Annotated in this window: 15 protein-coding genes and 1 pseudogene; 8 read left to right on the top strand and 8 right to left on the bottom strand. The window is 29.8% G+C overall.

Annotated features, from left to right (window positions below; all coding sequences use genetic code 11):
- Position 1: 1 nt before the first annotated feature.
- From hemN to hemB, 3 genes are read right to left on the bottom strand one after another with little or no spacing between them, the layout of a single operon-like run.
- Entirely contained in the window at positions 2-1357 is a 1356-nt protein-coding gene (gene hemN, locus EL235_RS05635) for an oxygen-independent coproporphyrinogen III oxidase (RefSeq protein WP_039626699.1), read from the bottom strand.
- The gene (locus EL235_RS05630) at positions 1344-1829 is read right to left on the bottom strand and encodes a DUF2603 domain-containing protein (protein WP_039626696.1); all 486 of its coding nucleotides are present in this window, start codon (positions 1827-1829) and stop codon (positions 1344-1346) included. Before EL235_RS05630 ends, hemN begins: the two co-directional genes overlap by 14 nt.
- A 9-nt stretch (positions 1830-1838) precedes the next feature.
- Complete coding sequence (gene hemB, locus EL235_RS05625) at positions 1839-2816, bottom strand: porphobilinogen synthase (RefSeq protein ID WP_126340984.1); 978 nt, start codon at positions 2814-2816, stop codon at positions 1839-1841.
- Between the two features lie 70 nt (positions 2817-2886).
- Here hemB and ribA point away from each other — a divergent pair, with 70 nt between their 5' ends.
- From ribA to EL235_RS05610, 3 genes are read left to right on the top strand one after another with little or no spacing between them, the layout of a single operon-like run.
- Positions 2887-3447, top strand: a complete 561-nt coding sequence (gene ribA / locus EL235_RS05620; RefSeq protein ID WP_039626692.1) for a GTP cyclohydrolase II — start codon at positions 2887-2889, stop codon at positions 3445-3447.
- Complete coding sequence (gene rsmG / locus EL235_RS05615; RefSeq protein ID WP_114640499.1) at positions 3444-4034, top strand: 16S rRNA (guanine(527)-N(7))-methyltransferase RsmG; 591 nt, start codon at positions 3444-3446, stop codon at positions 4032-4034. The genes ribA and rsmG overlap by 4 nt, the downstream gene beginning before the upstream one ends.
- Complete coding sequence (locus EL235_RS05610) at positions 4028-4396, top strand: hypothetical protein (protein ID WP_039626690.1); 369 nt, start codon at positions 4028-4030, stop codon at positions 4394-4396. The genes rsmG and EL235_RS05610 overlap by 7 nt, the downstream gene beginning before the upstream one ends.
- Before the next feature lie 23 nt (positions 4397-4419).
- Here the strand turns inward: EL235_RS05610 and EL235_RS08185 are convergent, their stop codons facing one another.
- The 3 genes and pseudogenes from EL235_RS08185 to EL235_RS05600 form a co-directional block, all read right to left on the bottom strand.
- The gene (locus tag EL235_RS08185; RefSeq protein WP_503487509.1) at positions 4420-5877 is read right to left on the bottom strand and encodes a methyl-accepting chemotaxis protein; all 1458 of its coding nucleotides are present in this window, start codon (positions 5875-5877) and stop codon (positions 4420-4422) included.
- Positions 5869-6141 (bottom strand): annotated as a pseudogene (locus EL235_RS08100) (PDC sensor domain-containing protein); the annotation flags it as partial. The gene EL235_RS08185 and the pseudogene EL235_RS08100, both read right to left, overlap by 9 nt.
- A gap of 323 nt (positions 6142-6464) precedes the next feature.
- A complete protein-coding gene (locus EL235_RS05600; RefSeq protein ID WP_039626686.1) occupies positions 6465-6923 on the bottom strand; it encodes a low molecular weight protein-tyrosine-phosphatase in 459 nt (152 codons plus the stop codon).
- Positions 6924-7127: 204 nt separating this feature from the next.
- On the opposite strand from EL235_RS05600, the gene thiD reads away from it, so the two are divergent.
- The 4 genes from thiD to EL235_RS05580 are packed head-to-tail and all read left to right on the top strand — an operon-like array spanning position 7128 to position 9973.
- Positions 7128-7937, top strand: coding sequence for a bifunctional hydroxymethylpyrimidine kinase/phosphomethylpyrimidine kinase (gene thiD, locus EL235_RS05595; protein ID WP_197719684.1), 810 nt, complete (start codon positions 7128-7130; stop codon positions 7935-7937).
- Between the two features lie 2 nt (positions 7938-7939).
- Positions 7940-8722 (top strand): hydroxyethylthiazole kinase, encoded by a 783-nt coding sequence (thiM, locus tag EL235_RS05590; protein WP_126340981.1) that lies wholly within the window; start codon positions 7940-7942, stop codon positions 8720-8722.
- The gene (gene thiE / locus EL235_RS05585) at positions 8709-9335 is read left to right on the top strand and encodes a thiamine phosphate synthase (RefSeq protein WP_039627515.1); all 627 of its coding nucleotides are present in this window, start codon (positions 8709-8711) and stop codon (positions 9333-9335) included. Before thiM ends, thiE begins: the two co-directional genes overlap by 14 nt.
- The gene (locus tag EL235_RS05580; protein WP_308400913.1) at positions 9332-9973 is read left to right on the top strand and encodes a uroporphyrinogen-III synthase; all 642 of its coding nucleotides are present in this window, start codon (positions 9332-9334) and stop codon (positions 9971-9973) included. Before thiE ends, EL235_RS05580 begins: the two co-directional genes overlap by 4 nt.
- Here EL235_RS05580 and EL235_RS05575 read toward each other — a convergent pair.
- A complete protein-coding gene (locus tag EL235_RS05575; protein WP_039627513.1) occupies positions 9954-11282 on the bottom strand; it encodes an MATE efflux family protein in 1329 nt (442 codons plus the stop codon). The two genes, EL235_RS05580 and EL235_RS05575, sit on opposite strands and share 20 nt — an antisense overlap.
- A 284-nt stretch (positions 11283-11566) precedes the next feature.
- On the opposite strand from EL235_RS05575, the gene EL235_RS05570 reads away from it, so the two are divergent.
- On the top strand, positions 11567-12187 hold the full coding sequence (locus EL235_RS05570; protein ID WP_039626681.1) for a hypothetical protein: 621 nt from the start codon (positions 11567-11569) through the stop codon (positions 12185-12187).
- Positions 12188-12219: 32 nt separating this feature from the next.
- Here EL235_RS05570 and lepA read toward each other — a convergent pair whose 3' ends face one another.
- On the bottom strand, positions 12220-14010 hold the full coding sequence (gene lepA, locus EL235_RS05565) for a translation elongation factor 4 (RefSeq protein WP_126340980.1): 1791 nt from the start codon (positions 14008-14010) through the stop codon (positions 12220-12222).
- Position 14011: the final 1 nt, after the last annotated feature.

Genomic DNA, 14011 nt, shown 5'->3' with positions numbered 1-14011 from the left:
ATTAAACCGTTTTAGAAAATACTTTTTTATCTTCACTAATGCGTTTTAAATATTTATCAAAACACATAGCAATATTACGTATTAAAAGTACTCCTGTTTCATTAACTTTGATATAATTTTCATCTATAGTAACAAATTCGTTAAGTTCTTCAAGTTCTTTTAAATCTTGTTGAAAATATTCAAAAAAATCAATCTTAAATTTATCTTCTATATTTTTTATATTAAGTGCAAAATTACTCATAAGTTCCATAATAACAGCTTTTCTTAATTCATCATCATCATCAAGCATAATACCTTTTTCACAAGGTAATCTACCCTCATCAATAGCTTTTTCATAACTTGGCATGTCTTTGAAATTTTGCATATAATGTCTTTGTCCTTCACCTATACTTGTTAAGCCAATGCCAATTAAATCTGTTCCACCTTTTGTAGTATAGCCTTGGAAATTTCTATGCAAGCTACCATTTTCTAAAGCTTTAAAAAGTTCATCTTGTGGTTTTGCAAAATGATCCATTCCTATCATTTTATAACCATTTTGAGTTAAAAATTTTTCACAGTATTCTAAAATCTGAAGTTTTACATCAGGACTTGGCAATGTACTTTCATCAAATTTTCTCATATTTTTTTTAAGCCAAGGCACATGTGCATAGTTAAAAATAGCAAAACGATCAGGATTGATTAGTAGTGCTTTTTCTAAAGTTTGCTTAAAACTTTCTAGGCTTTGATAAGGAAGACCATAGATTAAATCCATATTTACCGAATTAATTCCCTTTTTTCTTACCATATCTACTGCATTTTTGGTTAACTCAAAAGGTTGAATTCTATGAATTTCCTTTTGAACCTTTTCATCAAAATCTTGCACACCAAAACTAATACGATTAAAACCATTTTGGATTAAAACATCAGCTTGATCTTCATTTAAAAATCTAGGATCAATTTCACAGCTTACTTCGCTATCTTGAGTAAAATTAGGAAAAATACTTTTTATTTTTAAAATCAAACTTTGTAATTGTTTAGCGCAAAAGAATGTAGGTGTACCACCACCAAAATGCATTTGAGTTACTTCTCTTTGAGTGTTGATGATATTTGCTAAAAGATCAAGCTCTTTAAAAAGATAGTTCAGATATCTTTCTTTGCTTTCTTCTTTAGCAGTATATATTACATTACAACCACAAAAATAACAAGCACTTCTGCAAAAAGGCAAATGAAAGTACAAAGATAATTGTGCTTTTTGTTCTTTTAAAATTTGTATATAATCTTCATATTTAAATTGAGTATTAAACTCCACTGCGGTAGGATAGGATGTATATCTTGGGCCCGCTTTAGAGTATTTAATAAAGCTTTTATAATCTTTCATTTTGTTTTACCTTTTGCATCATTTCTTTCATATCAATAAATAAATTAGGATGTTTTATATGAATATTGCTAATTAATTGATCTAAATCAATATTTACTTCTTTTATACCTTTAGCAACTTGATGTTTAATCTCGTCCATAGCAACTGTCCAAACATCGTTAAAATCAATAGGAATTTGTTGATAAATAGCCTTTTCTAGTTTAAGTTCAAAATTATCTTTTTGCATTTCTTTGGCATTTTGTAAAAACTCAATTAAGGTTTTTACAGAAAACATGGTTTTAACATCATCATTTTCATCTACTATAAACCATGGTTCGGGTGCTAATTCATGTCCATTTTTTAGACTTAATTTTTTTTCTTTTTCGTTGATATGAGTTAGATGAAATATAGTTTGATTGTGTTTTTCTATACCTAAATGGCTTGATAATTCGTTGATAATATCTTGAGAACTTTTTTTACTTAGACTACTCAATCTTGCTCCTTATTTGTTTAATAATTTTGCAATTTCTTTTGCGTGATAAGTTATGATAAGCTTAGCTCCGGCTCTTTTAAAAGCAAGCATGGTTTCAAGCACTATTTTTTCATAATCAATCACACCTGCTTTCTGACCTGCTTTTAATAAAGCATATTCGCCACTTACATTATACACACAAAGTGGAAGTTTAGAGTGGTTTGCTATATCTTTAACTACATCTAAATATGCAAGTGCTGGTTTGACCATCAAAATATCAGCACCTTGTTTTTCATCTTCTAAGCTCTCACATAAGGCTTCTTTACCATTAGCAAAATCCATTTGATAGGTTTTTCTATCTCCATAACTTGGTGCAGAATCAGCCACATCTCTAAAAGGCCCATAATAAGCTGAGGCAAATTTAGTAGAATAGGCCATGATAGGTAAATTTTCAAAACCATTTTCATCTAAGGTTTTTCTTAAAGTTTCAATAATACCATCCATCATACCGCTTGGTGCTATCATATCAGCACCATTTTTTGCATGAATTAGGGCTTGTTTGGCTGAAATTTCTAAGGTTAAATCATTATCTACGCTTTTGCTTTTTGGATCAATAATGCCACAATGACCATGATCGGTATATTCACAAAAACAAAGATCAGTAATCACTACTAAATCAGGAAATTTTGCCTTAATAGTTCTTAGACTTGTAGCAATCAAACCATCATTGCTTAATGCATCACTTCCACAGCTATCTTTTTTAGAACTTTCTAGCACACCAAATAAAATAATAGCTTTAATACCAAGATTAATTAGCTCTTCACATTCTTTTAAAATTTCATCTAAGCTCATTTGAAACACACCTGGCATAGATGTGATTTCATTTTTAATATTAGTGCCATTTACGACAAAAAGGGGATAAATTAAATCGTCTAAATATAAGGTATTTTCTTTTACTAGGCTTCTAATATTCTCATTAAGTCTTAATCTTCTAAAGCGTTTAAACATAAATTTCCTTTTTGTTTGTTAAAATTGTTTAAATTCTAGCATATTTTTTATAAAAAGGTAAAGTAAAATAATGACTATTCAAATTTCTGAAATAGCAAAACTTCCCACTCGTTTTGGAGAATTTAATATACAAAGTTTTAAAGAAAATGATAAAGAACATCTTTGTATTTTTAAAGGAAAATTAGAAAAAGAAGTTAATATTAGAATCCATTCGGAATGTTTAACGGGCGATGTTTTGGGAAGTTTAAAATGTGATTGTGGAGAGCAGCTTGATTTTTCTTTAAAATACATTCAAGAACATGGTGGTATGGTAGTTTATTTAAGACAAGAAGGCAGAGGTATAGGGCTTTTTAATAAAATTAATGCTTATGCTTTACAAGATAAGGGTTTTAACACTATAGAGGCTAATCATCAATTAGGATTTAAAGCAGATGAGCGTAGTTATGAAATAGTAGATTTTATACTCAAATATTATAAGATTTCTAAAATTAATCTTTTGACTAACAATCCTGAAAAACTTAGTTCTTTAAAAGGAAAAGTAAATTTAAGAATCCCTATTTTAATAGAAGCAAATCGCTTTAATAAAGATTATTTAGAAATTAAACATACACAAATGGGGCATTTAAATTGAAAAAATATGAAGAGCAATTAAATTTTTTGCAAAATTTCAATAAAGATGATTTTTTCAAAAAAATTACGCTCTATAAAAAAATACTGAAAAAATTTAATGCTGTGCATAATTTAACTCATCTTGAAAACATAGATGAAAATATTATTGATAGTGTTAAAATTTTAGACTTTTATGATTTAAGTGCTAAAAAAAATATTGCAGACATCGGAAGTGGAGCAGGATTTCCAGCGATATTTTTAGCTTGTATTTTACAAGAAAGTGAATTTTTTCTTTTTGAGCCTAGTGCTAAAAAAGCTTCATTTTTAAGGGTGGTTAAAACTGAGCTTAATTTGATAAATGTAAATATTATAAAAGAAAAATTACAAAACCACCATCCCTTTAAAGTAGATTTAATCACTTCAAGAGCTTTGATGGATATAAAACCTTTGATTGAAATTTCAAATGGCTTTTATGATAAAAAAACTTTATTTTTACTTTATAAAGGTAGTGAGGTTTATGATGAACTGCAAGGAATGAAAGATTATAAAATTTTCAACTGTGGTTTTAGAAATTATTGTCTTTTAAAAGTAAAGGAAAAGCTATGTTAATTTTTGGACATCCTTTGATAAATATGCAAAAATTTAGTCATTACAAAAATATTTTTATTAAAACCAATGTGAACTGTTTTGATTATAATGAACAAAATATAAAAAGCGCAAAAGAGGAAAAGGTAGATTTTGCCATATATGTTAAAAACGATGATGAGGTTTTGCTTTCTAATGCTTTAGGGGCAAAATATATTTTAATAGAAGATGAGAATTTGGCAAAAATTGCTTCAAAAATGGCTGAGTTTTATATGTTTGACTCTAAAATTTTATTTTTACTGGATAATTTGGAAAATAATCTGAAAAAAGCATACGAATTAAGCGTAGATGGAGTTTGCTTAAAATCTCACATCAGACAAAGTTAAACCCTTAATGGGTTTAACTTCTCTTAAAACTTCTTCTTCCTAGCATCTTCTAAGATATCATTAGCTATTTTATTTACATTATCAGATATAGTAGCACTATCTTTTGCTATTTTTAAGTTCTCTTGGGTTACATGATCAATTTGAGCTACAGCATCATTAATTTGAGTAATACCTGTAGTTTGTTCTTTAATACTCTCACCCATTTCATTAATAGATTGAACCAAGATATTAGTATTTGCTTCAATCTCACCTAAAGACTTTTGAGTTCTTTCTGCTAGATTTCTAACTTCATCAGCAACAACAGCAAAACCTCTACCATGTTCACCTGCACGCGCAGCTTCAATAGCAGCATTTAATGCAAGTAGATTAATTTGATCAGCAATATCTCCTATAATAGAAGTAACATTTTTAATCTCTTCACTTTGAGCAATTACTTCACTAGTTTTATGAGATACATTTTGCATAGAAGAAGTAATCTCTTCTAATGCTGCTGCTGTTTCTTCTAAAGAAGAAGCTTGGCTAGATGATGAATCTGTTAAGTCTTTAACAGCGCTTTGTAATTTTCCACTCTCATCTGCTAATAAGGAAGCAAATTCAGATGATTGTCTTAGCATAGCTACTATTTCTTGACCTAATACATTAGCGGTTACTTCAACTCCACCTTTAGCGTTTTTAACTTCAGTAGTAAAGTCTAATGCTTTATAGCTATCAAATACACGATTAATTTCATTCATATTAGAACCTACTTTTTGTTCTAAAACACTAAGCATTTCATTGAGATAATTTTTAAGTTCAAGGAGTTGAGGATTAGCAGGAATTGCTGTTATTCTTGCTGTTAGATTACCACTTTCAACTTCTCTTACTGTCTCAACTGATTGTTCTACTGCTTTAGCATCTTGTTCTAATGCATTTTTAGTTTTAGTGATGTTTTCATTGATGGCTTTAGCCATAGCACCAAGTTCATCATTAGTTTTAACATTAATCATAGCTGAGTCTTTTGTTTTATGATTGATAAAATCAAAGAAAGAGTTAAGACCAGTTTGAATGGCTTGAAGTGGAGAGAGATAATAGGAAATGATAAAATAAAGCAGAATGATACTAGCTACACTTGTGAAAACAACAATAGATGTTTGGATATAGGCTATTTTCAAGGCTGGGGTTTCTATGACTTCTATATCTTCTCCTGCACATGTTGTATAACTATCAATTTTTACACATATGCCAAATCTATCTTTGCCTTTTTGTGTAGTATAATTGAAAATATTATAATCTCCAGCTTGCTCATAAGCTTTTGCAACTGTAATAATGTCTGGATTTTTTTCCTTGCTTACTAGTGTTTCATCTGTTGCTGCAAATACATTGAATTCGTGGTCAAATACAAATGTCCTTCCAGGAAGTTCGCTAAATTCGGTTTGTAAGTCTTTTACTAGCACATCAATAGCTAGCACCCCGATAAATTTTCCATCTTTAATTAAAGGCATTGCATAGGTAAAACATGGTAAACCTGTTGTTGCATCAATATAAGCTGCGGTGATATATAAACCATTTTTTTTCTTTGCCTCTATGTAAAATTCTCTTGTTGTAGCATCATAATTATCCGCTTTGCCATAAGTTCCATACTCTAAACCTTTACTATCGCTATCTGGATCACTTACAATTAATTCACCATTAGGTTGAGCAATATAAACAGCTAGGTAATTACCTGCATCTCGAAAAGATTTTAAAAGTTTTCCTGTATTATGCATTAGTTTTTCTTGTGTATCTAACTCTGTATAGGAAAATCTTGCAATAGCTTGAGATAATCTCTCTAGAGAATTTATGTTTGTATTTTTAAAATCTCTCATAGATTTTTCAGCAGCTCTAACATAATTTGTTTCAGCTTTGATAACTTCGTAGTTTAAAGCCTTTTTTGTAAAAATAAAACTAATAACACCTAGAACTATTAGACAGAATATAGCCATAATATTCGCAATAAGCGATAATTTTAATTTAATACTTTTCAATAAAACTCCTTTTTTGATTTTTTAATTTGAAAGCAAAATATTTTCTAATTATAGCAAAAATAAAATTAATTATTTTTAATAGAAAAGATTAAATTAGAGCATGCTGTAGATAGTATTTTATAAGTCTCATCAAAATTTCCACTATACCATGGATCAGGAACTTCATCGTATCCTAATTCTAAAGCATAAGAAGTGATTTTGTGAATTTTGTGTTTAAAATTTGGAAAATTTTTAATTACATCATTATAATTAGAATTATCCATAACAATGATAAGATCGTTTTCTTCGCACATTTTTAAGCTTAATTTTTGACTACAAAATGGTTTTGAGTTGATATTTTTGCTATTTAATATGGATTTGGTTTTATAGTGCATATCCTCTCCGTCATGATAACCTGAAGTGCCTGCGCTAGAAACAACAAATCTATCGTTTAAATTTGCTTTTATTAAAAGATCTTTCATAATAAATTCAGCCATAGGGGAACGACAGATATTCCCTAAGCAAACAAAAATAATCTTAGTCATTTTTTCCTCAAAAGTTGTGTATTTTTTTTCAAAATTATAGCAGTATTTTAAAATATTTTTTAAGATTAATTAAAACTAAGATATAATTTTTTAACGGGGAGCTTTTGCTGAGAGGAAGTTAGACTTCGACCCTTGAGAAGTTTGGTAATGCAAACTTTGAATTCTTGCAAAAACTTTCCTTTTTTATAAAAAAGGATAATAATGATACAAGCAAAAACAAAAACTAAAATTCCTATCTTAACTATAGCAGGAAGTGATTGTAGCGGTGGAGCTGGCATACAAGCTGATTTAAAAACCTTTAGTGCGCATAATTTATTTGGTATGAGTGTAATTTTAAGCGTTGTAGCTGAAAACACTGCAAGGGTGATTTCTTGTTTTGATATGCCAACTAAGATAATAAATGAGCAAATGTTAGCTGTTTATGAAGACATAGAACCAGCTGCTGTGAAAATTGGAATGCTAGGCTCAAAAGAGATTATAATTTGTGTAAAAGAAAATTTATTACGCTTTAAGGCTAAAAATGTAGTGATAGATCCTGTGATGTTCGCAAAAAATGGCTATGCTTTAATGCCTTTAGAAAATTGTCAGTTTTTTAAAGATGAAATTTTATCTTTAGCTGATATACTTACTCCAAATATACCTGAAGCTGAATTTTTATGTGATTTTAAAATATTTAATGAAGAGGATATGAAAAAAGCTGCTATAAAGCTTCACAAAGAAGGTGCAAAAAGTGTTTTGATTAAAGGTGGGCATAGTAAAGATAACACAAACGATGTTTTTTATGATGGAAATGAATTTAGTATTTTCAAAGCAGAAAAAATTAATACAAAAAACACACATGGCACAGGTTGTACTTTAAGTTCGGCTATAGCTAGCAACCTTGCTTTAGGTAAAGAAAAACACGAAGCTATAAAACTTGCTAAAGATTATGTATATGGAGCTATATTAAATTCTTTAGCACTTGGTAAAGGTTGTGGCCCGACTAATCACTTTTTCCAATTTGATAAGGAGTAAAAATGATTATCAAGATAACAAGAGAAAAAAATCCTTTGATCCATCATATTACTAATTATGTTACAGCCAATGATTGTGCGAATGTAACTATAGCAATGGGAGCAAGTGCTGCTATGGCTGATTTTTATGAAGAGCAAGTTGATTTTGCTAAAATAAGCTCAGCTTTAGTATTAAATACAGGCACAATTAATCAGCTTGTAGCAAATTCTATGCTGAAAGCAACCAAAGAATATGCTTTATTAAATAAACCTATAGTTTTTGATCCTGTTGCTTTGGGAGTGAGTAAAGCAAGAGATGGGATTAATTTTGAATTGCTTAATCTAAAAGGCATTAGTATTGTTAAAGCAAATGCGTCTGAAATGGCTAGTGTTATAGGTTTAGATGGTAAAGCAAGAGGGGTTGATAGTACTTTTGTGATTAATGATGAGTTTTTAGAAAAAGCTAGAGAGTACTCATATAAAACTAAGCGTGTTTTGACTATAACTGGAAAAATTGATTATATTATAAACCAAGAATGCATTGCAAAAGTTTATAATGGCTCTATTATGGCTACTAAAATAACTGGTGCAGGTTGTATGTGTGCTTCCTTGTGCGGGGTTTTTGCAGGAGCATTAGAAGATAAATTTCAAGCTAGTTTATATGCTTTACTTAGTTTTGGTATAGCTAGTGAAATCGCCCAAGAGCTTTCTAGTGGAAGTGGTAGTTTTAGAATGAATTTAATTGATGCTTTAAGTAATTTAAATGATGAAGAAATTAAAAAAAGAGCTAAATATGAAATCATTTAAAATTTATCTTGTTGCAAGCAAGGGTGAGAAAAGCGAAAGTGAGTTTTTAAATATTTTAGAAGCTTCTTTGAAAGCTAAGATTGATATTTTGCAACTTAGGGAAAAAAATCTTAGTACTTTAGAATTTTATAATCTTGCTTTAAAAGTTAAAGCTTTATGTGAAAAATACAACACACCTTTTGTGATAAACGATAGAATTGATATAGCCATGGCTGTGAATGCAAATGGAGTACATATAGGACAAAAGGATATGCCTTTAAAAAAAGCAAGGGAACTTTTGGGCGAAGATAAAATCATAGGACTTACGATCAATCATAAAAGTGAACTTGCTAATGCTCAAGGAGCTACTTATCTTGGAGTAGGTGCTGTTTTTGCTACGCCTAGCAAGCAAGATTGTATTGTGCTTGGTATAGATGGGTTAAAAGAAATTACCAGTTTAAGTTCTTTACCTGTTGTAGCTATAGGTGGGATAGATGAGATTAATTTAAATTTGCTTAAAGATTGTAATATACAAGGTATAGCTGTGGTTAGAGCGATAATGCAGGCAAATGATCCTTATATGGCAACTTTAAATTTAAGATCAAATTTTGATAAAACTTTTATAGGAAAATAATGATTTATTTTATAGGTGATAAAGAATTTGATAGTGTTAAGACTATAAGATTAAATGAAATTAAATTTCTTGATTTCGAAGTTAATTTAAAAGAGTTTGATTGTTTAATCATTAGCTCTAAGAATGCATTAAAAGCATTAATGTTAAGTGGAAACAAAATTGATTTTGATATTAAACTTTATGCTGTGGGGCAAAAAAGTGCTGATTTTGCAAAAGAGCTTGGTTTTAAAAATGTCAAATATCCTAGCAAGGCTTATGGTAAAAATTTAGCTAGTGAGTTTTTATTTGAGTTTAAAAATAAAAATTGTCTTTATCTAAGAGCGAAGAAAATTAGCTCAGGACTTGATGAGTATTTGTTAAAAGAAAATATCCCTTTAAAACAATTAATCGTTTATGAAAATATAGCCATAGAGCCTAAAAAAGATGAGCTAAAAATACATCATCCTAGTGTTTTTATTTTTAGTGCTCCTTCAAGCATAGAACAATTTTTGAAATTTTTTACATTAGAAAAAGAAGATAAAGTTGTAGTGATAGGTCAAAGTACGGCTTTAAAACTTCAAGATTTTAACAATTTATATATATCTAAAGAGCAAGATCTAAACTCTTGTTTGAAATTAGCTAAGAGTTTAGATCTTTAAAAGTTTTATATAATAAACAAGAAGCAATAAACACCATAAGAACCTCACTTGCAAAAGAGGCAAGCCAAACTCCATTTAAGCCAAGATAATATGATAATGCCTGTATAAAGATAAAAGGTAATACCAAACTTTGTATGATGGATATAGCTAAAGAAAGCATAGGTTTATCTAGGGCGGTAAAAAAAGATGCACAAAGTTTCCCAAGCCAGCTTAATAAAAAAGAAAAAGAAAACAATACAAGTGCATTTTGTGCTAGATTTGCAAAATTAATATCATTGTTTTTATTAAAGAAAGAAATTATAATTTCGTTGAAAAAAAATGTAAGCAAAAACACAGATATTCCGAATATACTAGATGCTATAAACATTCTTTTAAAAATAGCTTGAATTCTTAATATGTTTTTATATCCATAGTTGTAACTTATAGCAGGTTGCATAGCTTCGCACATTGATAAAATCAAAGCAAAGATAAAGGTGCTTAAATATAGTATAATAGAAAATGCAGCTAATGCTTGATTTCCTGCTATTTTTAATAATATAGCATTAGCTAGTATAGTATAAATAGAACTTGATATATTTGAAAAAAATTCAGACGAGCCATTATAGATGATATTCTTGAGTATTTTTAAACTAATCATAGGTTTTTTAAATTTTAAAGTTAAATTTTTAAAAATAAAAGGCATAAAACCTAAAATAGTACCTAAAAGCATCCCTAAGCAGGTTGCTAGAGCAGCTGAAAACAAGCTCCATTCAAAAATAACTATAAAAAGCCAATCTAAAACTATATTGCTTAGAGCTACTGTGATATTAACTACCATACTATAAAATGTTTTACCGCATATTCTTAAATAATTATCCATAGCAAAAGCTAACATAGTAAAAGGTGCAAAAAGAGCAAAAATTTGCATATATTCGGTAGATAAATTTTGTATGTTTTCATCAGCGCCCATGAGAGCACTTAAAGGTTTTGCCAATAAAAATCCTAATATTCCCATTATGCAAGAGATGATAAAAATAAGAATGATACAAAATGAAAAAATAGCTCTTGCTTTTTCAATTTTTCCTTTGCCCAAGTTAATTGCTATTTGCACTGATGAACCTATAGCTATCATGTCCGCTAAGGCAAAGCTTATCATGATAAAGGGCATTACTAAATTCATAGCAGCAAGAGCATCTGATCCTAGGTATCTTCCAACAAAAATTCCATCAATGATAACATAAAGATATATAAATGCAGCACTTGCCATATTAGGCAGGGCACACTTGTAAAATAATATAGTAGCATTTGTATTAGTATAAAGATTATGCAATGACATAGTTTTCCTTATTAGTATTTATTTTATTATCTTATTTGGTTATTGTATAAATAAAATAAAGCTAATAAAGAGATTCAATACCTTCTATAGTATCTTTAAAATATGGATCTGAAATTTCAATAAAATAATCTTTGAAAAACATAAGTTACCTAAATTTTAAAAATCCTATCATTGATATAGTATAAATATTATATTATAAAAGTCTTTATTTTTGGCTTAATGTTCATTTTATTTTTTTTTATCCGATTTTCACAAACCCACAAAATAAAGGAGCAAGGATGCAAATAAATTCGTATTCTCGTGTGGCAGTGGAGTCGCAGATTAGCAATAGGAAGGCTGATTCGAATACAAAACTTGAAGATGCCAATACTAAAAGTGCTAATAGTATAAAAGATATTGACGAGAATAAGCTTAACAAGCTTGCTAGTATAGGAGGAAAAGGCATAACCGAACTTTATGCTATGAGTTTTATGCAGCAAGTATTTAGTATGAGTTCCTCTAATGGTCTATCTCAAGCGGGAATTTTTCAAGGAACTCAATCTAAGGATTCTTTAACAGCTATTTTATCAAATGTGGATTTTAAAGCCATAGGATATGAAGGTAAAGATATACTTAGTTTAAATGCTGATGAGGCAAAAGAGCTTATTGGGGAAGATGGGTATTTTGGTGTAGCAAAAACATCTCAAAGATTGGCTGATTTTGTTATTAACGGAGCTGGTGAAGATATGGAAAAACTTCAAAAAGGTTTAGAAGGTCTAAAAGCAGGATTTGCGCAAGCAGAAAAAATGTGGGGTGGCAAACTTCCTGATATCAGCTATGAAACAATTGATAAGGCTATTGAAAAAGTAACTCAAAAAATCAATGAAATGGGTGGAAATTCTTTAGATATCAATGCATAAATTTATACCTCTAGTTGTATAAACTAGAGGTATTAGTCTATTTTTAAAACACTTAAAAATGCTTCTTGAGGTAAATGTACTTTACCGATAGCTTTCATTCTTTTTTTACCTTCTTTTTGCTTTTCAAGAAGTTTTCTTTTTCTAGTGATATCCCCGCCATAGCATTTTGCGGTTACATTTTTACCCATAGATTTTACATTTTCTCTTGCAATAATTTTATTGCCTATGCTTGCTTGAATAGCAACTTCAAAAAGCTGTCTTGGGACAATTTCTTTCATCGCTTTTACCAATTCTCTGCCTTTACTTAGTGCTTTTTCATTTGGCACTATAATGCTTAGCGCATCGACATTTTCACCAGCTACTTTTATGTCAAGTTTTACAAGATCGCCCACTCTAAATTCAATAGGCTCATAATCAAAACTAGCATAGCCTTTAGTGAGTGATTTGAGTTTATCGTAAAAGTCCATCACGATTTCGTTTAAAGGTATATCATACTCAAGCAAAACACGCTCAGGAGTGATATAATCCATCTTAACTTGCATACCACGTTTGCGATTTAAAAGAGTGATTAAATTTCCTAAATATTCACTTGGGGTTATGATGGTTGCCTTTACATAAGGCTCTTTTATATGATCGATTTTATTTACCGGAGGCAGTTCACTTGGATTTTGAATTTTTAAAACATTTCCATCGGTTTGATAAATTTCATAAGTAACAGTTGGGGCAGTAGCAATTAAATCAAGGTTAAACTCACGCTCAAGTCTTTCTTTAATAACCTCCATGTGTAAAAGCCCTAAAAATCCAACTCTAAAACCAAATCCTAAAGCAAGGGATGTTTCAGGCTCATAGGTAATAGAACTATCATTAAGTTTTAATTTATCTAAAGCATCTCTTAAATCTTCAAACTTGTCTGTTTCTATAGGGTATAATCCTGCAAAAACAAAAGCTTTGGCCTTTTCAAAACCACCGATAGCTTCTTTTGCTTTATTTTTAGTTAGTGTTATAGTATCGCCCACTTGAACATCAGCAACATTTTTAAGTCCAAGCACGATAACGCCTACTTCACCTGATTCTAATTTTTTAGTTTTTATAGGGCTTAATGGATGAGGATAAAAAAGATCTTGTACGAGATGTTTTTTATCTGTACTCATAACTAAAACTTCATCATTTTTAGCAATATTTCCCTCATAAATTCTAACTAAAGCCAAAGCTCCAAGATAATTATCAAACCAAGAATCATAAATTAAAGCTTTGGTGGGCGCTTCATCATCAGTTTTTGGCGCAGGAATTTTTGTGATGATAGTTTCTATGAGTTCTTTTATACCCACACCCGTTTTTGCGCTAACGCAAATTGCATTAGAGCAATCAATTCCTATAATATGTTCTATTTCGTGTTTAACTTTTTCTATATCAGCCGAAGGAAGATCAATTTTATTGATCACTGGTATGATTTCAAGATCATTTTCTAAAGCTATGTAAACATTGGCTATAGTTTGAGCTTCTACTCCTTGTGAAGCATCAACAACAAGCAAAGCTCCTTCGCAACTTGCTAAAGAGCGACTTACTTCATAAGAAAAATCAACATGACCTGGAGTGTCTATCAAATTTAATACATATTCTTCATTATTGAATTTGTAATTTAAACGCACAGATTGAGCTTTTATGGTTATGCCACGTTCTTTTTCTATATCCATAGTATCCATTACTTGGGCGCTCATTTGTCTGTCACTAATTGCACCACATTCACTAATAATTCTATCAGCTAGCGTGCTTTTTCCGTGGTCAATATGAGCTATGATAGAGAAATTTCTAATATTTTTCATT

This window comes from Campylobacter lari, from assembly GCF_900638335.1.
GTDB classification, from domain to species: domain Bacteria; phylum Campylobacterota; class Campylobacteria; order Campylobacterales; family Campylobacteraceae; genus Campylobacter_D; species Campylobacter_D lari_E.
The sequence above is the reverse complement of the archived record's forward strand: the minus strand, read 5'-3'. Positions and strand labels throughout refer to the sequence as shown.